Here is a 21,060-nt window from a genome sequence, read left to right on the forward strand (position 1 = left end):
CGTCTAAACCCTAGCAATCTGATGTGATCCGGTCTTAAGTCATCGGTAAAGAAAGATGGCTTCTCAACTTACCTCACAGACAACAGATCAGACGCTAGCGGCAAAGATGAAAGTCCAGTTGACGAGGTGAAGGTGTTCGAAACATTCGGCGGGGACCTTCCGGTCATGATCCTAACCGTAAGTCGAGCGACAAATCGTCCGGGTGACCGGGCAGACAATAGCTCGATGGGATTGCAGCAAGAAGAAAGCTAATCGAACTAATCACACTAAAACGAATGAAAAGCTTCTTTGCCACGGGCATACGTTTCTCCGCTCGGGAGCGCAAGCTGTGGAAGCTTTTCGCTTCGTGTCGACAATTGAATAATCACGCCTGACCTAGGCGGGTGAAGCTTTCTTTGCGCACGGAGCATGAAGCGAGCTTCCCGGCAGCCTATGCGATCCTCCCGAGGAGAGACCTACGGGGTTTTTCCTAAAAATTGGAGGATATGAGCATATGTGCGGTATTGTTGGATATGTAGGTAAAAGGAATTCCCAGAATATATTGATTGACGGACTGAAGAAGCTGGAGTATCGCGGGTACGACTCCGCCGGTGTCGCCGTGTATACGACGGAAGGCTTGCAGATTAAGAAGTCCAAGGGCCGTCTGGCTGTCCTGGAATCGAAGCTTGTCGAAGCGCCGCTGAGCGGAAACATCGGGATCGGTCATACCCGGTGGGCGACGCATGGTAAGCCGTCGGATGTCAATTCGCATCCGCATACGGATAATTCATCCAAATTTTCAGTTGTGCATAACGGAATTATTGAGAATTATATCGCTTTGAAGGAAGAGCTGATGGAGCAAGGCCATGTGTTTGTATCGGAAACTGACACAGAGGTCATCTCGCATCTGATCGCCAGCTTGTATGAAGGGGATATCGTCAAGGCGGTCCAGCAGGCGGTTACCCGGATGAGAGGCGCGTTCGCGCTGGGCGTTCTTACGGAATATGAACCGGAGAAGCTTGTGGCGGTGCGTCTGTCCAGTCCGTTGATCATCGGAGTCGGCGAAGGGGAGAATTTCATCGGCTCGGATATTCCGGCCATCTTGGAGCATACGCGCAACGTATATATTCTAAACGACGGTGAAATGGCTCTTTTGACAAAAGACGACGTTACTTTGATGACGCTTGAGGGCAATTTTATTTCCCGGGAATTATTTCATGTCGATTGGGATATTATTACGGCGGAAAAAGCCGGATTCGATCACTTTATGCTGAAGGAAATCCATGAGCAGCCGAAGGCTTACCGGGATACGATGGGAGCCAGAATCGATGCATCCGGTACGAAGGTTCTTCTGCCTGAAGTCGGAATGACGCGGGAGCAGGTAGCGGACATCCGCAATGTGCATATCGTCGCCTGCGGAACGGCCTATCATGCGGGCTTGGTCGGCAAGTCTGTCATCGAGACCTTGGCGCGTCTTCCGGTTGAAGCTGATGTGGCCTCGGAGTACCGCTATCGTTCACCCATCATTACGCCACAGACGCTTGTCATCGTGGTCAGCCAATCCGGCGAAACGGCGGATACGTTGGCTGCTCTGCGGGAAGCGAAGCGGAACGGAGCACGGGTCCTGGCCATCACCAATGTGGTCGGCAGCTCGGTTGCCCGCGAAGCGGATGATGTGATCGTCACTTGGGCAGGACCGGAGATTGCGGTCGCTTCGACCAAGGCCTATACGTCGCAGCTGATCGCGTTCTACCTGTTGGGGTTGTATCTGGCCCAGACGCTCGAAACGGTGGAAGCGGGCTATGTCGCGGAAGTGCTCGCGGCTATGCAGGAGCTGCCGAAGCAGGTCGAGGAAGTGCTTGCACAAGCCGAATCCATCCGTGAAGTAGCGGAGCAAATCGCGAAGCATCACAACCTATTCTTCATCGGCCGTGGGTTGGATTATGCGACAGCGCTGGAAGGCTCCTTGAAGCTGAAGGAAATTTCTTACATCCATTCCGAGGCTTATGCGGCCGGAGAGCTGAAGCACGGTACGCTGGCTCTCATCGAGGATGGCATTCCGGTTATCGCTCTGGCGACCCAGGATGCACTGTTCGAGAAGACGGTCAGCAATATCAAGGAAATGAAGGCGCGCGGCGCTCAGGTGTACGGCATCCACATGACTGGCAACGACGAGCTGGCCAAAGCTGTCGACGAAACGTTTGCTATCCCGCAAACGCATCAGCTGCTCGCTCCGGCCCTGTCGGTAGTGCCTCTGCAGCTGCTGAGCTACTACGCTTCGCTGGCGCTAGGCCATGATGTGGATAAGCCACGGAATTTGGCGAAAAGTGTGACGGTGGAGTAGGGGAAGGTTTGGTTTAAGGGGATATTGTCCGGTGATAAAGATGTCTGAAACCAGTAAAAGATGTCTGGAACCAGTAAAAGATATGTGGAACCGATAAGAGATGATTGAACATCTAGAAGGGAGCCCGAGAGGAATAATTCGGTGCTCCCTTTTAAATTGTGTATAAGTTGATTTACAGAGAACTTCAAGACCCGTGGTGAAATTGATGAGTGACATTGGCTATAGAATCAAATGTATCCGCAAAGAGAATAATTTAAACCAAATTCAGTTTGCAAAAAGTATAGGCATATCACAAGGAAACCTGAGCGAAATTGAAATGGGAAATAGTAATCCCTCTGCGGAAACACTTATATCTATCCGAACACAATATAATGTGAACTTAAATTGGTTATTAACAGGTAAGGACTTGAAAAAAGGGGAGATCTTTGAAGATGATTATGAAAAAACGTTAATTCAAGTTTTTAGAATTCTGGATGATTACGACAAGAATGAAATTATTGAGATAATGCAACTTAAAGAGAGATTAAGATCAATAATACGAAGCTAATATTAAGTAAGTAATTTTTTACATGCTACATAATAGTTGAATTAATTATACAGAAAATGCCAGGTGGATTGAGTATTTTAAAATCAAAGATCAGACGTTATCTGCAGAGATTGGCAACATAAGAATACCAATAGAGAAGAGTAGACGTGAGAGCAGAGATCCACAGAGTGCGTGGCAATGAAAATCAGAAGCAAAACAAACGAAGGAACGCTTGTTCAAGTGTGTTTGTGATGAAGCCCAAATAAGTGCGGAGCGTGTCTGCCATTGTTGTATTGTTGAATTCCCGACATGGGGAACATTTTATTCTCTAAAGTCTTCGGCTAAATTCAAAAAACGCGCATGAACCATGGTGGTTTGCGCGTTTTGTGGGACGAATACGGTGTCAGGACGGAATGTTCATAGCGGTCTGAATATTTTTCAGATCAAGCTGAATTTGCTCCGGAATATGGTAAGGATGGTATAGGCCCCGCTGCATCATGTAGTTTGTTATCTTTTCATGGGAGTCTATAGCTTCATCGAGCTGCTTCATCAAAATTTGCTTGATTTCGGGGGTGGCACATTCGGTTACGGCCATGGCGTAGTTTCTGACTCCGCTCTTGGCGTTCATCAAAAAATCCATTGCGATCACGTCGTCGGTCAGCGTATGAAGCCCTGTCAAGTGTTCTAATAGGGTGTTCATGTTTCTATCTCCTTTAGGTTGTAGTCACTTTAGACAGCACTCCACCGAGCTCCTGAAGCTGCTGCTGTGATAATTGCACGTCTTGCTGCAAAATTTGCTTGAGCTCTGGGTCGGTTACCAGAGCTTGCATGGTTTTGGATTTGGTCATGCAAACGGTCTTGAACGCAGCCATTTCATGAACCTCCAGCATCTCATGCAAAGCGTAATTGGAATTCATTCGGATTGTCCTCCCCTGCTTTTACCCGTATTCAGGGCTTTAAGATGACTTTGATGCAATTGTCCGTTTTCGTATCGAACATTTCATAGCCTTGCTTGGCCTCGCTAAGCGGAATGACGTGCGTAACAATATCTCCAGGGTCTACTTTGCCCGACGTAACCAGCTCGTACATATACGGCATGTAGTGAATGACCGGGGCTTGCCCGGAACGGATATTCACGTTGCGCTGCATGATGTCGCCGAGCGGGAATCCGTTATAGCGTCCGCCGTATACTCCAGTGACTTGAATGGTTCCGCCTTTGCGGACAGCCTGAGACGCAATGATAAATGCGCTCATGGTGCCGCCTTGCAGTTTCAAACCGCTGGCTAGAAATTCGAGATCGCTCATCTTGCCGTCCATTCCTACCGCATCAATGACGACATCGGCACCGCCTTTGGTCATTTCCTTGAGATTGTTGCCGATATTCTTATCCTGTTCGAAGTTTACGATTTCCACATTGTTCGTTCGCTTCGCATGTTGTAGGCGGTAATCGACGTAGTCAACGGCGATGACCCGCTTTGCACCCTTCAGCCAGCAGAATTTCTGGGCCAGAAGTCCGACCGGACCGCAGCCGAGCACGATGACCGTATCTCCATTCTTGACGCCGGCGTTATCTACGCTCCAGAAAGCCGTCGTCATGGCATCGGCGATCAAGCTTAGCTTTTCGTCCGGCTGCTCGCAGTTTTCAGGAATCTTGAAGTGGGTGAAATTAGCAAACGGAACTCGCAAATACTCAGCTTGCCCGCCAGGGTAACCACCGGTCGTTCCGGAGTAGCCGAAATATGCGCCCATATCCCCGTGATCGTTTGAATTATCGCATTGGCTTTCCAGCTGATTTTTGCAAAAAAAGCATTCTCCGCAAGCGATGTTGAACGGGATGATCACCCGGTCGCCTTTCTTCACCTTTGTTACGCCAGGGCCTACTTCTTCTACGATCCCCATCGGTTCATGCCCGATGACATAGTTTTCCTGAAGGTTAGGGATCATCCCGTGAATTAGGTGAAGGTCCGAACCGCAAATGGCGGAACTGGTGACTCTTACGATCATATCGTCCGGTTTCTCAATCTTCGGATCCGGCACCTCTTTGACCACGACATTTTTAATCCCTTGATACGTTACCGCCTTCATGCTTTATGTCCTCCAATATGTTCATCTGGGGTCCGATCAAACATCCCTTTACGCGACGTATCATCCGGGAACAAATTCATCTGCCCGATCATCACCGTATTTTTCGCTGAAAGCTGGTCGAGTTGGTACTGTTCGTTCAGCTCATAAGGATGGAACCATTTTTTGCGAATCATAAGCTCCGTGATTTCTTGGTGCAGTGCAATCCCCTGCATAAGATGATTGCGCAGCAGCGCTCTTACATCGGGAGAAGCCGTTTCCGTCAGGGCGATGGACAAATTTCGCACACCCTCCTTGGCACGAATAAGGAAGTCCATTGCAAATGTCATATCTGCCATCTCCGGCATATTTAACGAATTAATCGGGTCTAAATAATCGGTGTTCATTGGCGCTCCCCTTTAATGTGTGATAGGTGTCGGGCTATTCGGAACAGGCGCTTGGAATGGAGCTCTTGCGTAGATGGCCTGGAGCTCGGCGATCTGTTGCGTGGATAGAATGACGTCCTTCTGCATTAACGATTTCAGCTCCTGGTCAAAGACCAAGCCTTGCATAAGTTTTGACTTAGCGAGGCAGAGCGTTTTGAAGTTTAACGCTTCATGCAGTTCCATCGATTCGTGTGGCGCTAGCGTTGACATATTCATTGAGTAATTATCCCTTCCTTTCTTTCATCAAAGTTAGATTTTCCAACGCATTGGATCCCTATTCTGAAATGGATTGCCGGAAATGTGGGGACCGAATATTCCCATGCAGTCGCATGAATATAAACAAAATCTCAACCGCATACTTATTTCTGTTTAAGTTATTGATCTTTGCTCAAGGAAGGAGGAATCATCTTGCCCAATGAAAACAAAATTGATCTATCTACCGAAAATGCAAGAAAACCGGCAGAAGGTATACTTCACTCGAGCGGCAATACGCTGGAGCAGCATGCTTCTAACGCGGTTTCTGATGCGCGAACGGCTTTAAATCAGGTGATAAGCTCAATAAGTGAATCTAATGCGGCAACAAATTCACAAGCTTTGGAGACGGCCCGGCAGCATTTGACCCAAGCAGAGGAATTTTTAGATCAAGCGCAAACTTCGGCAAACGCATTACGTCTGCTGGACCAACAATAAAACGGTAGCCTTTAGTAATGGCAGAGATTCTCCTTCTTTTTCGGATACACGTGGAATCAAGCTCACTAATGTCGAGGTATGGTCGTCTATCTATGTAGACGCTTCGTATGATGATTTCCGAATTTACGCAGATACTCTCCGCATGGGCAAATGACCTGCGTTGACGCTCGGAGGAACGTATTTGCCATAGACATGGAGAGTCACCGACGAACGCTCTTGATTTGCCGGACCAGCGCAGCGAATCATGACAAGCGAAAGGGGCTGTCCCAAAAGTTTTTTTGGTTATTTGCCCTAACAAAAAGAAGCCTTCAATTCCACTTTAATAGTGGTTTTGAAGGCTTCTTCAATATAATTCAGGGATCGGCCCACTGCACTATACCCTTTTGGGACAGCCCCTTTTTCTTCTGCTGCCTAGGGGGCATAGCCCCACATTTAGGAACGTGTCGTACTGGATGCGTTCTTTTGTTTTGCCGTTTCCACTCGTGTCATGGTTCCGAAGTAGATCACGCAGAACGCTCGAGTCATCAGGAATGTGAGGAAAATCGTAGCCCACGACCAAAGCCAGTTCCAACGAACATACCGAATCAGATCGGTGTATTGTACGAGCAGCACCTCAACTATCGTCAGTACAGTAGTGAACAACACGTAATAGCCGAATTGAATCCAGCCACTCCAATGGCTAGGATAATACGCGTTAAATACCGCGCATGTCATCGGATAGGCCATATATTCGTAGGTGAAGCTCGTCCGGCTAACGTCGGCAAGCTCCCTTACGGGATAGGCAAGAAGTTGGAGTTCGACCACGGCATGACCGAAAATACACGTAATATACTGTTTGAACAAAAAAGCGACCATCGCCAATCGACGTTTCTGCCGCGGGATGATGAGAATCAATAACAATGAAAGGATCCACACTGAAACGATAATGCCGTATTGCAGCAGCAAACTCATCGCTCATTCGCTTCCTTCCTGAAAATTTTGCGATCTCTAAAGAACCAGCTCGCTACGCCGTGGACGGACAGGAATATAACTGATAACACGATCGCCATCAGACTCCAGTGAAAATGAACATAATCCACCAATTCGGTTTTTGCGGCTAACATTCCGTCGATTAAGGTGAGCAGAGAGATCCAGACAGCAAAGTAAAACATTTTGTCAATTTATTCGAACGAGGCCTATAGATGTAATACAGACCGCTCGCAACAGGCGTCCACAACACTTTGAACGTGATACTCAAATCCGAAGCTTTGGGGAATTCACGTAACGGGTAGGCCACCAAATTAAATTGAACAAGCAGCACTTCAACTGCTCTTGGAACAAGAAAATAAATGGTGGTTATACACACAAAGCAGACTAGCAACAATAAATTTCGTTCCATGTCCATGGCCAAAGCTTGTACAAGGAAATAGGCTCCTATGTATAGTGTACTTCTTTTTATTCATACTCTCGTGTGCGGTGGTACTTAGGCAAAAACACTACACCGTTTACTCGTTGTCCGTCATAGACACGAACTTGTGGGGGGCCGTAAAATTATTTTATTATCCAGGCACTTGAACCACATTCAGTCATATAAATAGGTGATAGCTGTTCGAACTTGTTGAGGAGGATTTTATACAAGTGATGTTACCGAGTGAAAAGTATTTCGGTAAGTTTGAGGCGGTTTTTTTATTTTACGGAGCCATGCCTACAGGTGTTACTGTTTCTGAAACTGGGCGCATTTTTATTTGCTTTCCGAAATGGGGAGACGACGTTAAATTTACGGTGGCTGAAATCGTTAGCGGCACATTGCAGCCTTATCCTAGTTTAGACGCCAATGTGGTAAGCCCATCGAATATCACAACGTCCTTCGTTAGTGTCCAAAGTGTCGTTGCGGATGGAAAGGGAACGCTTTGGGTACTGGATACGGGGGCTCCTAATTTCTCAGAACCCATCAAAGGGGGGGCGAAGTTAGTCGCTGTAGATTTAAATTCAAATACCATAAGAAGGGTATATACATTTACGGAGGATGTTGTCCTTCCAACCACTTATCTGAATGATGTCCGAGTTGACTTTCGTGTTGGTAAAGCAGGTTATGCGTATATAACGGATTCGTCTTCCCGAGGACCAGGAGCCATTATTGTTGTTGATTTAGAAACCGGTTATGCCTGGAGACGGTTAAACGGGGCAAATTCAACTTCACCCGATCGCTTTTTCTTACCGAAAGTCGAAGGTAAAATCCTGATGAATCGAAACAAAGACGGATCTGCTTCACCCTTTAGATTGGCATCCGATGGTATAGCGATTTCCCCGGACGGCAAAATATTGTATTTTTGTCCTCTCTCCAGTCGTCATCTGTACTCAATTTCAACGGAAGCCCTAAGAGACCGAACGATACCGGATATGAATTTACAATCTCACGTGAAGTATTGGGGAGAAAAAGGTGCTTCAGATGGAATGATCACCGATGCAAAAGGAAACGTTTACGCTGGAGACTATGAAAACAATAGTATTCGAAAGATATTGCCGAATGGAATAATGGAAACCATCGCACATGATCCGAGAATTTTATGGCCGGATACTTTTTCTATTGGTCCAGATCAATACTTATATTTCATCGTGAACCAATTACATCGGCAGTCAAGATTTCATTATGGAAATGACCTGCGGCAAAAGCCTTATAGTTTACTACGTATGAAAATAGCCGAGCCACCTGCTCCTACCTTTTAGAAAATTTTTTGCTTTACAAAGTTGACTCTATTTGCATAGAAAATGTATTTTATGACTTTATAGTTATTAATAATTTGGAGGCTGCCGTTCGGCAGCCTGTTCAGCAATCGGGGAACGTTAATTGAAGCCCACCCAAGTAATCACCAGCATCGATGAGCTCCCTGTGGCATTTCCCCCGATACCAGCGCCCGCGGCAATGCCAAGCTGGGTAAAAGAGCTGTTTAGACTAGCCATAATACCGGACGCTTCCGGAGCAAGAGAGACAACGTTATAATTCTGTATCGCCCCGAACGACCATGCAGCAATCATCCAGATTATGAGCAATGTGATAGAGACCATAAACGAACCAGAGATGATGGATAGCAGTATGAGGGCGAGAACATGAAAGATTGCTGCCGAAAAGCATACGAGTGGTACCGATTCGATCAGCTAGGAACCCACCAAACCTGAAGCCAATCACAGCGCTTATTTCCCGATCACCTATCTTCTTAACCAAAGGTAGTTATACAAATAAGGCGGCATAGTATCCCTACGCCGCCTTCAGAGTTTTGACAAAGCCACGAGTTTCCGAGGTCTCGGATTGTAAACGGTAAGAAGTTCTACGAATACCGGAAGCGGATTTTTAAGACGGAGGTTGAGTCTGAATTTACTTCTGATCATATTTTATCGTATACTCCTCAAGCACAATGGAATCGGACTCACAAGCAATTGGGAATATCTAAATACTGAATCCAGCCTGCCTCCAAGCTAGGACCTTTATTCGAGTCCTTCAAGCTTGGTACTTTGAAGTTAAAGAACCGGGTCGTCATGGCTCCAATGACGAGAGCTTTCTCTCCCGGGGGAGTGCCGGATCCTGATGTGGCTGCTTATTACCGTCGCCGTGCCGAGAACGGTGTAGGGCTTATTATTACGGAGGGCACCCTGATCAACGATCCGGCTGCCACCAATAATCCGAATATTCCAAATTTCCACGGGGATGAAGCACTGAAGGGCTGGGCTAATGTCGTAGCGGAAGTACATGAAGCCGGTGGGCTGATTATGCCGCAGTTGTGGCATATTGGCACGGACCGTAAGGTAGGAGCCGTTCCGAACCCGGAGGAGTTGCCGATCGGACCTTCAGGCTTGGATCTCGCGACCGGGGAAAAGGTCAATGAGCCGATGAGCCAAGAAAGGATCGATTCCGTTGTTGCCGCTTACGCACAAGCGGCGGCGGATGCCAAACGGATCGGCTTTGACGGGATTGAGCTTCATGGTGCTCACGGCTATTTGATCGATCAGTTTTACTGGGAGAAAACGAACCAACGTACCGACAGCTATGGCGGTGACCTTGTGAAAAGAACTCGTTTTGCGGCTTGCCGTCGCGCCGTAGGACCCGATTTCCCTATCCTACTGCGGATATCGCAATGGAAATCAAGTGATTACGAGGCGAAATTGGCAACCAATCCGGATGAACTGGCTAAATTCCTGGCGCCGCTTGTAGAAGCGGGCGTTGATGTATTTCACTGCTCGACCCGCCGCTTCTGGGAACCGGAGTTTGCCGGCTCCCATCTGAATTTCGCAGGCTGGGTAAAAAAATTAACCGGTAAACCTACAATCACTGTAGGCTCCGTAGGTCTAGATAATGAGTTTCTATCTTCGTTTAGAGGGGGAAATGCTGGTACGGCGAATATAGATACCTTGACCGACAAGCTTAACGATCGAGAGTTCGATCTGGTTGCAGTCGGCCGTGCGCTGCTGGTTGATCCGGCATGGGCGGCTAAGGTCCGCGATGGCCGGTTTGACGAGTTGAAGCCTTTCATCCCTGAAGCGCTGCGTTCGCTATCTTGATTCTGCTGTAATTCTAACTTTTTGAGCTATTGATCGGGCACTCCGAGTTAGTGGGAGAGCCCATTTTTTGTAATATCAGAATTTATAAGTTTCAGCGGAGCTGAACCATTCAGATATTGCTAAAAAGCTCTATTTAACTGAGCCATCAAGATTACATTGCTTAGCATCAGTCGTTCATAAGAGGGTTTGGGGTATCGGCTCGACGGTTTATATTTATCCGCGAGCGAGCGCCTCTCTTATACAGTGGCTCCGACCGTCGAGCAGGTCACTGGTCGCCCGGCACGAACCTTCGCCCAGTGGGTCTCTGAATACGTAGAATATTTTAAATAACCATAAATGAGGCGTTCCATAGTAACAACTAAAGATTGAGCTAAAGTTAGACGATAGCTGGATATGCAACCAGGACGAAGCTGCGGCACACGATCGGCAGCTTATTTCTTCGCATAGAACGGCCGTATAATGGAAGCGGACCATCTATTATTGAGTCTCGGAGGTACGAATCATGCGCAATGTGAACACATCATTTCGGGCAAGAATCGGACTGTTGGACGACGGACCGCTTACGTTCGACCAGTTGAGCACTGTTCTAGAACGAACGGCGTTCGCGATCCCTTTTGAAAATTTCGCCATCATCGAATCCAGAACAAAGACCATCTCAAAGGAGCAGCTCTTGGACAAAATTACGGTTCAAGGTCAAGGAGGTCTATGCTATGAATTAAATACACTGTTTTGCTTCTTCATGCTGGACAACGAGCTGGACGCCCGGCTGGTCAGCGGCGTAGTATACGATCACGAGAAGCAGCGTTACCCGGCCACCGGACGTACGCATGTTACGATTCTGCTCCGGCATGAGAATCGGACTTACCTCATCGATACGGGCTTCGGCAGTAATCTGCCGCTGCGACCTTTGCCGTTATCAGGCGAGCCTGTCTCCTCTTCAAATGGGGACTTTCGGATAATACCGGCGTACGGCGAGCATGCCGAGCTTGGTGATTACATCTTGGGGATGAAGCTGAAGCAAAAGCACAGCGAGTGGATGACCGGCTACGTATTCGATACCGCGAAAACAATTACCGACGAAACCGAGCTCAATGCGATTCAGCGCATAATCGCCGAGCATTCCGACTCGCCGTTTAACAAGAAACCGCTTGTCACAAAGGTCACGGAGCGCGGATCGATCACGTTAACTCCCTCCTTCTTCACGGAGTGGTGTGACGGCGTCATGACCAAGACCCCGGTAGACGAGTCTAGCTACAGGGACCTTCTGTGGCGATATTTCGGGATGCGTAGACCTCGCTAAGATGTTGCGTTGTGTACTCTTTAGTGTAGAGGGGCTTGTAACGGGTAGAGTTTACTCAACAAACTGGCACGAAAGACGGCTGATTAAACGGACTCATTCAAAGACTCGCATTTCGCTCGTTTCCGTTGTCACGAATCAAAGCTATACATCGTTATATGTGCAAAACGTAAAGGGGAGAGGAAAATGAACCTGGCATTGTGGATCGCGGCCGGACTGCTTGCCGCAGTAGCGTTGCTCGGTGGCATTACCAAGACGTTTATTCCCAAGGAGAAACTGGCTCAGTTGCCTAACGCGAGATGGGTCGGAGACGCTAGCGTCAGTTTCGTCAAAATGCTTGGCGTTCTTCAAATTTTAGCTGCGATTGGCCCGTCGTTGACATCTCGCCAATCCTTGTTCCGGTGACGGCTGTCTGCTGGATAGTATTGATGATCTGCGCGATCATCACCCACCTCCGCTACGGTGAAGTTAAAGTAGTACTGCTGAATCTACTCTATCTCGCACTGGCAGTATTCATAACGTGGGGCCGCTTCGGACCCGAGTCCTTAACCGGTTGATCGATCACTATGCATAATGCTCCGTGACGCTCTCTTATGTGCCTTGGTATTCGTCCGTTTCCAATGATCAGATGACTTGCAAAGAAAGGGGGATAAAGGTAGAACGACTAGGGAAATTCATGATGGCCGATCATGAGGTCGTCCCGCTTATACGGATCACTTCTGTATCGGCTTGGGGGGGGGATCGCGAGTTGGTGTGGAAGCGTCAATGGGGACTTGATATGATCATTACAGGAATGCTGAGATGGGATTTAGCCAACAGGCTCCGTTAGAAACATTGAGACCAAGATCGCAATAGGTCACAGCCTAGAAAAGGTGAAATAGCGAATGGAGAAGCTCTACGGTCTATATTAACCGCTGTTGTTAAACTGGCGTATCAATTGACGGTGCAGGACGTGTTTATTAAGGCATGTGATGCACATCCTGAAAATATTCGATTCGGCGTTTTACGAGTTATTAATGATGATTTAGCTGCACCGCAAACCGGGTTTGATACCCATCCTCATCGGGACATGGAGATCATTTTCCATGTTGTGGATGAGGAATTGACTCATGGCGATAGTATGGCATAGTGAGCATAATCTAGGGGAAAATTCCTGCATCAAGCAGTGAGCAAAGCAACAAACAAAGTGATAAACAAAAAATATTCGAGCAAAATTTCGGTGAACCATTTTATTATGAGACCGGTTCCTCGAAGGTAATGATCACACTAACGGATCCTGGAATCGTAAAAGAAAGACATGGTGAAGATCGACTTAAGGATGATACAGACTACATTAAGGTTTTCATGCAAGTGGAAAATGTAGGTGATGGAAATTCGTCTGATGGTGTGATCGACTCTGGTTCCTTTAAAGCATATAACAGTAATGGAATAGAAATATCAAAACTAATAGGCTTTAGTCACTTCCCCCCGCCTCCATACTTAAAAACCCACTCAACTGAGTGGGTTTTTGCCTGTTTAAAGGGCAATATATTATTTTTTTTAAGCGAATTTTCATGCAGGCCTTTGTTAAATTTTGTCGAAATACGAGAGGGAAGATATTATTTCATCAATTGGAGGCCGCCTTATGCACCCAGACACCGCCATATTAGATCAAGATTTGCGCAGGAAGAATAGGCTGATCCTCATAGCCCTGACAGTAACGGTAGCCATAGCCATGTTGATGTATTTCACAATCAATCGGCCTTTAGGCACAAAAGTAGTATTGGGCTTACTAAATGGGACGGCATTGGGTATTGTTGCCATTTTGTACTATTTGAAGAGATGGCAAAGGATCATTCCTTATGCAGCGGTGATCGGCATTGGTGTGGCGTTTACCTGTACGGCTTTAATCATCTCAAGCATATCGAACATATTTCAAGGTTTTTTTATCTTGACGGTAGCTTTGGTATATATGAACAAGAAGGTGCTCTGGACCGGTGCCGGGGTCGGTGCGTTTACACTTATTTTTAATATATATTACAACGGGGACTCACTGGGGCTCAGTAAAGACAGTAACATTGGCATCTTGTTTTATTACATCATCATTTGCGTGATTCTCTTAGCGTTCGATCGGATTACTTCGGCCATCATGGCTAACATCTTAGAGAATCAGAAGAAGACTCAAGCGCTGCTGCAGCAGGTAGAGGCGCATGAAGCCAAACTGCGGTCCCATGTTAAAGTGATCTCTGAAAACATGAGCGTCATTGCGAAAGGAAGCAGTGATAATGCATCCTCTTTTGGGGAGATGAATCGTGCGTTCACCGAAATCGCGGGTGGTGCATCGTCACAAGCCGAGCTAACCCTGCAGGTTTCCGATTCAGTGACTTCGACAATCCATCAACTTGAAAGTATGTTTCAGTCCATCAATGATCAGAAGCAGCAAGCGGAAGCTGCACATCAGTTGTCAATCCGAGGTGATGGAGAGGTTGAGACGCTCTCGAATGTGATTCTTGCATTCGATGCGAGGGTATCCACGGTAAAAGAAGAGGTGGGCCAGCTGACAGAGCAGGTTAAAGGTTCTTCACAGTTGATTGAAACCATTCAAGAGATTGCTGCTCAAACTAATCTTTTATCGTTAAATGCCAGTATCGAGGCTGCTAGAGCTGGTGAAAGCGGAAGAGGTTTTGCTGTGGTTGCGGCTGAAATTCGCAAGCTGGCGGACTTATCCGCTCAGGCAGCCGAACACATTTTATCGAATTTAAGTTCGATTCATGCCTATTCAAACAGCACGCAAGCTAGTATCCAAACGATGGCTGAGCAAATGACAGCCTGTAGACAGACAGCTTTGGAAACTAGAAAGGTTTTTGCTGAAATCAACGCTGCTATAAAGGCGTTAAGTGAGCAGGCTAACATGACGGATGGCTCTATTCAGGAAATTAAGGGTTCAGCGGAAAGCATTGGCGAGGCTTCGGAGCATATGGCCTCAGTGAGTGAGCAAACCTCCGCGGCGCTGGAACAATTGTCAGCTACGGTGTCAACGCTGTTGGATCAAAATGAAAACATGCTGCAGCGTATCCGAGAAAATGAACAAGCTCTTAATCAATTAGTGAGTGTTTCTTCTTAACGATGATGGCTTGATTTAAAAAGCTCTAGCCAGATGGCTAGAGCTCTTCGTCATATACAGTAAGACTGTGTATGAAGATGTCTGGTAACCCGACACAGAACTGGCTGATCATGAAGATAGGTTCATACGGGTCCCAGACCGATACGGATATCGTCCAATGAACTATGGGTTCATATAATTTTTAATCGCCATATTTTTGTACTCGGTTGGAGTGAAGCCGGTCCATTTTTTAAATAATTTGCTAAAGTGAAAGGCGTCTTCGTATCCAAGCTGAATAGCCACGTCTTTAAATAGGGAGCGAGGATTAGTTTCGATCATCCTCTTGGCTTCATCGATCTTCAATTTGAGTAAGAGATCTAAGGGGGAGATGGCTTTCTTTTTCTTGAAAACTCGGCTCAAATATGCTGGATTTAACTCAAAACGTTCCGCTAATTCAGCAATCGTGAGGTTTTCCCGATAATGAAGACAAATATAATGTTCAACCATGTCTACCCAATCGGTAATATGGTCTTTATTTTCTTCGAAGAACAGCTCATTACTGAATTGTTTAACTAAATCAATCGCTTCATTATAGTTGCTGACTTGGCGTAATGCGTCCTCAATGTGATCATCCTGTATCGTTTGAGCGAGCAATGAGCGCTCAGGGGGGGCAATCAAGGAATCAAATAATTTAGATACGATTTTGCTCCACTGTTTACGGGTTGCGTTTCGTACTTCTTTACCCTGCAGGAAGAGCGAAATTTGATTGTAAAAAACTTCTTTGTTCCCAGTAGTTATCCCTTCCGTTAGTTTGCTTATCACTTCATGCGGCAATGAATAAGAAGGTGGGGTTGTCATCTCGTCCTGATCCAGACACATTGAAGCCGGCAGCTCCATTTTTTCTATGAATTGCGCAGTCTTTCGTGCCCTCTGAAGCTTGCTGTACAACTCTAACTCCGGGCTCACGATGGCAGCTGCAACGAAAGTATAGGGAGAGGAATTCGCAGTCTGTTCCATGATGCTGAGCAGCTGCTTCATCCGGGGTGCATCGCAATCATAAAGATTTAAGAAGAAGACATATTCATTGGAAAAAGGAGATGGAGTACCGAGTATCTTCTCCCCTGGCTTGAGATACTCGTCTCTTAGTTGCTGTTTCGCATCTTCAATCCAACTCAGCTTCATGTCGGATATGCTCTGTGCAAACAACAGGATGTGCTTGGCATGAAAAAAATAATCTAATGCTAAGGCCGAATTACGCTCTTCAGGCTCTCGCTCATAAGGGGAGTTGAAAGCCCAAATACGGAAAAGCTCGACTTCCATCATCGAACGATTTTGCTGTAGCTTGTCCTTTAATGAAGCAAAGAATTTCGTCATTTGGTCTATGGATAGTGGCTTTAGCAAATAATCGTTTACTTGAAGTTTGATTGCTTCCCGTGCGTATTCGAAGTCTTGATGCCCGGATAATATGGCGCAGATCATTTCTGGATATCGTTCGCGTATTTCTTTAATAAGCTCGAGTCCATTCATACACGGCATGACCAGATCCGTAATGACCACATGCGGCTGAACAAGATCAATTTCCAACAGCGCGTCTTTGCCGTTCTCATATTCGCCAACTATTTTAAAGTCAGGGTCAATTGTAATGATCTTCTCTTTCAGGTGGCGACGTAAGCGAGATTCATCCTCAACGATGATCAAACGAAACATGGACATCCCTCTCTTCATTAAATCTCATGTTGATCGTAGTGCCTTGATTAGAGGTGACAACCGAATACGAAACATGCTCCTTCCAATAATGACGGCAGCGCATAAAGGTATTTAAGAGCCCCATTCCTCCGATCCCTTGTCTGGAGAGGTCACTCCGCTTTTGTCTCGTATCCTCTTCCATACTGCTCAGCCAACTTAATATCCGATCCAGCTGCTCCGGCTTAAAGCCGCTCCCATTATCACTTACCAATAAGGACCAGCCTCCCGAAGAATCGACTTGTTGAACTTGAATGTTAATCGTATAAGGAGGAGTTGAATTCAAAAAACCATGCTGGAATGCATTTTCAACGAAAGGCTGAAGAATAAATTTGGGAACCTGAATGTCGCTTAGCGACTCATCGAACTCAATTGTATACCATAATCGATCCTCATATCGAAGCTTCATGAGCGACAGGTAGGCTTGCGTATGAGCGATTTCGTCCTTCAAATCAACGGTTTTGTCTACCGGCAAACTAATATATCGCATCATAGAGATTAAGTTATAGCACATTTCTGCAAATTGATGGTGACCAAGCTCTTCGGCATAGGTGGATAAAGAGTATAAGGTATTGTACAAGAAATGTGGGTTCATTTGAGCTTGAAGAGCCTGCAACTGCGCTAGATTCTCTCGGTTGTGAGCATCGACAATTTCATTCAAAGTCGTATTCAATCTGTCCTGCATATCCTCGAATGCTTGATGCAATCTTACTATTTCTATCGGGGTGTTAGGCTTGAGATTCGCCCTTTTTAAGGGAGGAGCACTCTCCATATCAAGGCGAAGGATGAGCTTTTGAAGCTGCTTTAAGGGATAAATGATATTGGCGCCTAGCAAGTAGGAGCCCAATAAAGCCAGCAGGGTTGAAGAAAGAGCGACTAGGATGGTTGTGAGCCTCAATTCCTGTATGCCCTGTAATACGACATGAATGGGTTGACGGACTACGATGGTAAGTTCTAGATATTCTGAGCTTAACTGACTGATTACAAAGTCTCCTGAGCGTTCACTTACAACCGTATCAGACTTTCGATCTCCTTTAAATGAATGGATGATATCCATGTCTGTAGGCTTTTCTTCTAGGGGGTAAACCAGTTTGTTATCCTGATTATAAATATAGACCTGACCTAGCGAGTCAGGAAATATGGATGACATGGAATCGGCTAATTCGGCATAGCTTTTTTGAACTTCAACGATGACCGGCGCCCCTGAGTTTGAAATCATGACACTCCTGGCGACCGAAAAAACGAATTCAGGATTCGAGCTCCATTCATCTAAGCGCGGACGGATAATAAACTTGCCCCCGGATCGATTTAAGACACGATTAATCCATTGATAAGATTGGTTGTTACTCCTGGTTAATTCCATAAAGTCCGAGGTGTTCAAATAGCTTACTAAGGTACCATGTGTATTAAATAAATTGATCTGTTTGGCCGAAAATGCAGGTGCGTTGATTTCGGCCAAACGATCCTCCAGGTTTTTTCTAACGTGAGCATAGGTATGCGGTTCAAGGTCGATCTGATTTAACTGGTTAAACTGTTCTCTAATATCTCGGCTGTACGCAATTTGGGTGGCAATTTCATCCATATCCTTGATCTTCTGCTCTAGCATAGTATGTATTCGAAGCACGATTTGTCGTGTTTGCTCTTGTGAATTTTCGACGAGTATAGATGAGGTTCTTTGATAGTACAGAATGCTTAATGTAGATATAATAAAAGTAATAACAAGAGCTTGAGCCATAAATATTCTAGTTTGAATACCAACTCTTCTCACAGGTAGTCACCTCATTCCATCCATTATAGCGTATAATGTTGTCATATAGGAAAATATAAATACTACTCTAAAGAGCGGAGCAATAAGAAAATGTGGCGATTAAGCATTGTCTTAGTTGGATTAGTTCTAGTGACTACTAGCTGCCTACAACATAACGATTCGGAAACGGACCAGGTTAATGCGCAGGAGGAGAAAGTTACCTTAACTATTTTGACGAATATCGATTGGATGGCTGATGGAGTGTATCAGCAACTGTTCCATGAGTATCAGAAGAAATCCGGAAATCACATTCAGGTTCAAGTAGTACCGGGAGGACAACGATTTGAAGAAATTGTTACTGCAAAAATTGCGACACAGGATTATCCGGATTTATTGTTATATATTCCTACTAAATCGTACATCGAACAACTGCAGCCACAGAAGAATTTTGTCGATCTTTCCAACGAACCGTACGTAACCTATATTAACCCTGAAGTTAGAAAGCTGTATGGGAATCTAAGGGGAAAAACATACGGAATCCCCATGTCCGGAATTTTTGTAAACGGAGTCTTCTATAATAAGGATGTTTTCCGTAAAGCCGACATAACCGACATCCCCGAAACCTGGGAAGCATTCATTGAAGCATGTGAGAGAATCAAGAGTATTGGAGTTACTCCGATATACGAATCTGGCGGAGATAAATGGCCGTTGATCCAATTTTCTTTAATGGGCTTTTCAAGCAACCTGAAGGACAAGCCGGAAATAATAGATCAGCTGCATGCGGGTGAGCTTACTTTTAGTGGACTAGAGCCGTTCAGAGAACTTCTGTACAAGCAGCTTGAATTAAAGGACAAGGGCTATGTGAATAAAAATTTATTCTCCGGTACTTATTCCGAGTCGTTGTCATTACTGGCGTCTGGCAAAGTCGGCATGATATTTCAGTCCGATTTCATCATCCCCCAGCTTAAGCGGAACAATCCGGAAGCTGAGATCGGTATCTTTCCTTTTCCTAACGGGGAGAATCGGGTGGTCACCTACAGCTTTCCATATGAACTATTCATACTGAATCAGACGCAGCACTTAACGCAGGCTAAAGAGTTTGTATCATTTCTTACTCAAGCAGAGACCCTGGGTCAATATTACATGTTGAGGAGGATGGTTCCTGCTTGGTCGAGTATTGAAACAGACCTTGACCCGATATTAACAGAGGTTGGCCCTTATATTCATGATGGATTAACACAGTTCGGTTTGTCGGAATTAACAGATACAACGTTATGGACGGGAGACTTCCCCTCGCTACTTATTGATATGCTAGCCGAAGAGAAGACTCCGGAAGATGTGTTGCAAGCTTTAGATATGTTATTCGAACAAGGAAGAAGACTATAACAATTCGCCCCAAAATTTCCCTGTACAATATATACATGTGGTCGCCTATAATGCATCCATTTCATTTTAGTCAAACCTCCCTTATGCTGAGTATAAAGCTTTCAAGGATTCTGAGCCGTTGTTGAATCTGAAGGCGTACCATCAAAGGGAGGTTTTTTTGTATGCATAAAAAGAGAGTGTTTATGTTTCTGATGCTGTCTATGCTGCTTGTTCTCATGACGGCGTGTGGTCAGGAGAAGAGCTCTGAACCTAGCGGCGCTAGCAATTCTGGAGGCTCAAAAATCAAGGTCGGCTTCGCTGTTCCGGACAACACGAACCCGTTCTTTATTCAAATGGCCGACATGATCAAAGAGGGGCTTGCCAAGGAAAATATTACTCTACAAGTCTCATCCGGCGATATGGACATGAATAAGCAAATCAATACGATTGAAAACTTCGTGGCGTCGAAAGTTAATGTTTTGATCGTAGCACCTGTTGATGATCGAGGCATAGAGCCTTCTCTAAAAGCGGCGCGTGATGCGGGAGTAAAAGTTATTTCGTTCGGCGGAGATTTGACTAATACGGACGTGAACATCCTAGCCGACCAAGCCGGGATTGGTATGGCCCTCGGTAAAGATGCGGCGAAATGGATAAATGAGCGGCTCGGGGGTACTGCTGAAGTTGGATTAATTGTGACGACCCAGACGAATAACGTAGCCGTACGTGCCAAAACATTGCAAGAGTCTTTAAAGGCCGACGCACCGAATGCCAAATTAGTGGCAAAACAGGAAGCGACTACGGTTGCTGAAGCGCAGCAGGTCGCCGAGAACATGATTCAGGCTTACCCGAATATTAAAGTGATCGCTACAAATAGTGATGCTGTTGCCTTAGGAGCGTTTGAAGCCGTGAATGCTGCTGGCAAAGCAAGTGACGATTTCTACATTAATGGCAGTGACGCCACTCCTGAAGCGATTCAAAAAATAAAGGCTAACGGGATTTTACGGGCTACTCTCGATATGGGAATTATGAGAATCCCTGATATGACCGTTGAAGCGGCTATCAAGCTGGCTAAAGGTGAGCAGGTGGAAAGAATTCAGTACGCCTCATTGACCTTGGTTGACTCTACGAATGTGAAAAATTATTAAGCTCATATTTAACCAGCTAGGGCAGGGGGTCATGCCCCTGCCTTCCTACTAACCTAGAGAAGCTATTCATGGGTGAACAGCTGCGATAACGGAAGCCGGAGA

At 46.0% G+C, this 21,060-nt stretch carries 20 protein-coding genes and 1 pseudogene; 12 read left to right on the forward strand and 9 right to left on the reverse strand.

From position 1 onward, the window contains the following. The first annotated feature begins 493 nt into the window (after positions 1-493). Complete coding sequence (gene glmS / locus GSF01_RS12645; RefSeq protein ID WP_159884492.1) at positions 494-2,323, forward strand: glutamine--fructose-6-phosphate transaminase (isomerizing); 1,830 nt, start codon at positions 494-496, stop codon at positions 2,321-2,323. Positions 2,324-2,528: 205 nt separating this feature from the next. Beyond that, positions 2,529-2,870 carry a helix-turn-helix domain-containing protein gene (locus GSF01_RS12650; RefSeq protein WP_159884494.1) on the forward strand — a complete coding sequence of 114 codons (342 nt, stop codon included), beginning with the start codon at positions 2,529-2,531 and terminating at the stop codon, positions 2,868-2,870. A gap of 382 nt (positions 2,871-3,252) precedes the next feature. Here the strand turns inward: GSF01_RS12650 and GSF01_RS12655 are convergent, their stop codons facing one another. The 5 genes from GSF01_RS12655 to GSF01_RS29645 are packed head-to-tail and all read right to left on the reverse strand — an operon-like array spanning position 3,253 to position 5,572. Then, positions 3,253-3,549 (reverse strand): spore coat protein, encoded by a 297-nt coding sequence (locus GSF01_RS12655; RefSeq protein ID WP_127462733.1) that lies wholly within the window; start codon positions 3,547-3,549, stop codon positions 3,253-3,255. 13 nt (positions 3,550-3,562) lie between these two features. Further along, positions 3,563-3,766, reverse strand: a complete 204-nt coding sequence (locus GSF01_RS12660) for a hypothetical protein (RefSeq protein ID WP_159884496.1) — start codon at positions 3,764-3,766, stop codon at positions 3,563-3,565. Between the two features lie 31 nt (positions 3,767-3,797). Beyond that, entirely contained in the window at positions 3,798-4,934 is a 1,137-nt protein-coding gene (locus GSF01_RS12665; protein ID WP_159884498.1) for a zinc-dependent alcohol dehydrogenase, read from the reverse strand. Further along, entirely contained in the window at positions 4,931-5,317 is a 387-nt protein-coding gene (locus GSF01_RS12670) for a spore coat protein (RefSeq protein ID WP_120749736.1), read from the reverse strand. The genes GSF01_RS12665 and GSF01_RS12670 overlap by 4 nt, the downstream gene beginning before the upstream one ends. Positions 5,318-5,329: 12 nt before the next feature. After that, a complete protein-coding gene (locus GSF01_RS29645) occupies positions 5,330-5,572 on the reverse strand; it encodes a spore gernimation protein GerQ (RefSeq protein ID WP_235941429.1) in 243 nt (80 codons plus the stop codon). Between the two features lie 192 nt (positions 5,573-5,764). Here GSF01_RS29645 and GSF01_RS12675 point away from each other — a divergent pair, with 192 nt between their 5' ends. Beyond that, positions 5,765-6,046 carry a hypothetical protein gene (locus GSF01_RS12675; RefSeq protein ID WP_159884500.1) on the forward strand — a complete coding sequence of 94 codons (282 nt, stop codon included), beginning with the start codon at positions 5,765-5,767 and terminating at the stop codon, positions 6,044-6,046. Positions 6,047-6,478: 432 nt separating this feature from the next. Here the strand turns inward: GSF01_RS12675 and GSF01_RS12680 are convergent, their stop codons facing one another. Together GSF01_RS12680 and GSF01_RS30350 are read right to left on the reverse strand one after the other, a co-directional pair. Continuing rightward, a complete protein-coding gene (locus GSF01_RS12680; protein ID WP_159884502.1) occupies positions 6,479-6,997 on the reverse strand; it encodes a CBO0543 family protein in 519 nt (172 codons plus the stop codon). A gap of 160 nt (positions 6,998-7,157) precedes the next feature. Further along, positions 7,158-7,430, reverse strand: a complete 273-nt coding sequence (locus GSF01_RS30350; protein WP_407945760.1) for a CBO0543 family protein — start codon at positions 7,428-7,430, stop codon at positions 7,158-7,160. A 236-nt stretch (positions 7,431-7,666) separates the two neighbouring features. On the opposite strand from GSF01_RS30350, the gene GSF01_RS12685 reads away from it, so the two are divergent. The 7 genes and pseudogenes from GSF01_RS12685 to GSF01_RS12710 all read left to right on the forward strand — a co-directional run bounded on the left by GSF01_RS12685 (position 7,667) and on the right by GSF01_RS12710 (position 14,979). Continuing rightward, on the forward strand, positions 7,667-8,752 hold the full coding sequence (locus GSF01_RS12685) for an L-dopachrome tautomerase-related protein (RefSeq protein ID WP_201305383.1): 1,086 nt from the start codon (positions 7,667-7,669) through the stop codon (positions 8,750-8,752). Between the two features lie 729 nt (positions 8,753-9,481). Continuing rightward, positions 9,482-10,579 carry an NADH:flavin oxidoreductase gene (locus tag GSF01_RS12690; protein ID WP_159884740.1) on the forward strand — a complete coding sequence of 366 codons (1,098 nt, stop codon included), beginning with the start codon at positions 9,482-9,484 and terminating at the stop codon, positions 10,577-10,579. A 502-nt stretch (positions 10,580-11,081) separates the two neighbouring features. Next, entirely contained in the window at positions 11,082-11,879 is a 798-nt protein-coding gene (locus tag GSF01_RS12695) for an arylamine N-acetyltransferase family protein (protein ID WP_159884504.1), read from the forward strand. A gap of 183 nt (positions 11,880-12,062) precedes the next feature. Continuing rightward, on the forward strand, positions 12,063-12,281 hold the full coding sequence (locus tag GSF01_RS29320; RefSeq protein WP_201305379.1) for a DoxX family protein: 219 nt from the start codon (positions 12,063-12,065) through the stop codon (positions 12,279-12,281). A 23-nt stretch (positions 12,282-12,304) separates the two neighbouring features. Beyond that, positions 12,305-12,433: a hypothetical protein gene (locus tag GSF01_RS30355; protein ID WP_407945761.1), complete on the forward strand. Its 129-nt coding sequence runs from the start codon at positions 12,305-12,307 to the stop codon at positions 12,431-12,433. A gap of 368 nt (positions 12,434-12,801) precedes the next feature. Continuing rightward, positions 12,802-12,999, forward strand: a pseudogene (locus tag GSF01_RS12705) (pirin family protein); the annotation flags it as partial. A gap of 501 nt (positions 13,000-13,500) precedes the next feature. Beyond that, complete coding sequence (locus GSF01_RS12710; RefSeq protein ID WP_159884506.1) at positions 13,501-14,979, forward strand: methyl-accepting chemotaxis protein; 1,479 nt, start codon at positions 13,501-13,503, stop codon at positions 14,977-14,979. Between the two features lie 162 nt (positions 14,980-15,141). Here the strand turns inward: GSF01_RS12710 and GSF01_RS12715 are convergent, their stop codons facing one another. Further along, the gene (locus GSF01_RS12715; RefSeq protein ID WP_159884508.1) at positions 15,142-16,665 is read right to left on the reverse strand and encodes a response regulator transcription factor; all 1,524 of its coding nucleotides are present in this window, start codon (positions 16,663-16,665) and stop codon (positions 15,142-15,144) included. Further along, positions 16,643-18,469 (reverse strand): cache domain-containing sensor histidine kinase, encoded by a 1,827-nt coding sequence (locus GSF01_RS12720; RefSeq protein WP_159884510.1) that lies wholly within the window; start codon positions 18,467-18,469, stop codon positions 16,643-16,645. The genes GSF01_RS12715 and GSF01_RS12720 overlap by 23 nt, the downstream gene beginning before the upstream one ends. Positions 18,470-18,559: 90 nt before the next feature. Here GSF01_RS12720 and GSF01_RS12725 point away from each other — a divergent pair, with 90 nt between their 5' ends. Then, the gene (locus tag GSF01_RS12725; protein WP_159884512.1) at positions 18,560-19,834 is read left to right on the forward strand and encodes an ABC transporter substrate-binding protein; all 1,275 of its coding nucleotides are present in this window, start codon (positions 18,560-18,562) and stop codon (positions 19,832-19,834) included. 161 nt (positions 19,835-19,995) lie between these two features. Continuing rightward, positions 19,996-20,958, forward strand: a complete 963-nt coding sequence (locus GSF01_RS12730; protein WP_159884514.1) for a sugar ABC transporter substrate-binding protein — start codon at positions 19,996-19,998, stop codon at positions 20,956-20,958. Positions 20,959-21,060: the final 102 nt, after the last annotated feature.

The organism is Paenibacillus puerhi (assembly GCF_009846885.1).
In the GTDB taxonomy this organism is placed as follows: domain Bacteria; phylum Bacillota; class Bacilli; order Paenibacillales; family NBRC-103111; genus Paenibacillus_G; species Paenibacillus_G puerhi.

Excerpts from the sequence above, each read along its gene's own strand:
- GSF01_RS12730 (WP_159884514.1), top strand. The coding sequence starts at position 19,996 with ATGCATAAAAAGAGAGTGTTTATGTTTCTGATGCTGTCTATGCTGCTT.
- GSF01_RS12665 (WP_159884498.1), bottom strand. The coding sequence starts at position 4,934 with ATGAAGGCGGTAACGTATCAAGGGATTAAAAATGTCGTGGTCAAAGAG.
- GSF01_RS29320 (WP_201305379.1), top strand. The coding sequence starts at position 12,063 with ATGAACCTGGCATTGTGGATCGCGGCCGGACTGCTTGCCGCAGTAGCG.
- GSF01_RS30350 (WP_407945760.1), bottom strand. The coding sequence starts at position 7,430 with ATGGACATGGAACGAAATTTATTGTTGCTAGTCTGCTTTGTGTGTATA.
- GSF01_RS12650 (WP_159884494.1), top strand. The coding sequence starts at position 2,529 with ATGAGTGACATTGGCTATAGAATCAAATGTATCCGCAAAGAGAATAAT.
- GSF01_RS12710 (WP_159884506.1), top strand. The coding sequence starts at position 13,501 with ATGCACCCAGACACCGCCATATTAGATCAAGATTTGCGCAGGAAGAAT.
- GSF01_RS12685 (WP_201305383.1), top strand. The coding sequence starts at position 7,667 with ATGTTACCGAGTGAAAAGTATTTCGGTAAGTTTGAGGCGGTTTTTTTA.
- GSF01_RS30355 (WP_407945761.1), top strand. The coding sequence starts at position 12,305 with ATGATCTGCGCGATCATCACCCACCTCCGCTACGGTGAAGTTAAAGTA.
- glmS (WP_159884492.1), top strand. The coding sequence starts at position 494 with ATGTGCGGTATTGTTGGATATGTAGGTAAAAGGAATTCCCAGAATATA.
- GSF01_RS29645 (WP_235941429.1), bottom strand. The coding sequence starts at position 5,572 with ATGAATATGTCAACGCTAGCGCCACACGAATCGATGGAACTGCATGAA.
- GSF01_RS12715 (WP_159884508.1), bottom strand. The coding sequence starts at position 16,665 with ATGTTTCGTTTGATCATCGTTGAGGATGAATCTCGCTTACGTCGCCAC.
- GSF01_RS12725 (WP_159884512.1), top strand. The coding sequence starts at position 18,560 with ATGTGGCGATTAAGCATTGTCTTAGTTGGATTAGTTCTAGTGACTACT.
- GSF01_RS12695 (WP_159884504.1), top strand. The coding sequence starts at position 11,082 with ATGCGCAATGTGAACACATCATTTCGGGCAAGAATCGGACTGTTGGAC.
- GSF01_RS12655 (WP_127462733.1), bottom strand. The coding sequence starts at position 3,549 with ATGAACACCCTATTAGAACACTTGACAGGGCTTCATACGCTGACCGAC.
- GSF01_RS12670 (WP_120749736.1), bottom strand. The coding sequence starts at position 5,317 with ATGAACACCGATTATTTAGACCCGATTAATTCGTTAAATATGCCGGAG.
- GSF01_RS12680 (WP_159884502.1), bottom strand. The coding sequence starts at position 6,997 with ATGAGTTTGCTGCTGCAATACGGCATTATCGTTTCAGTGTGGATCCTT.
- GSF01_RS12660 (WP_159884496.1), bottom strand. The coding sequence starts at position 3,766 with ATGAATTCCAATTACGCTTTGCATGAGATGCTGGAGGTTCATGAAATG.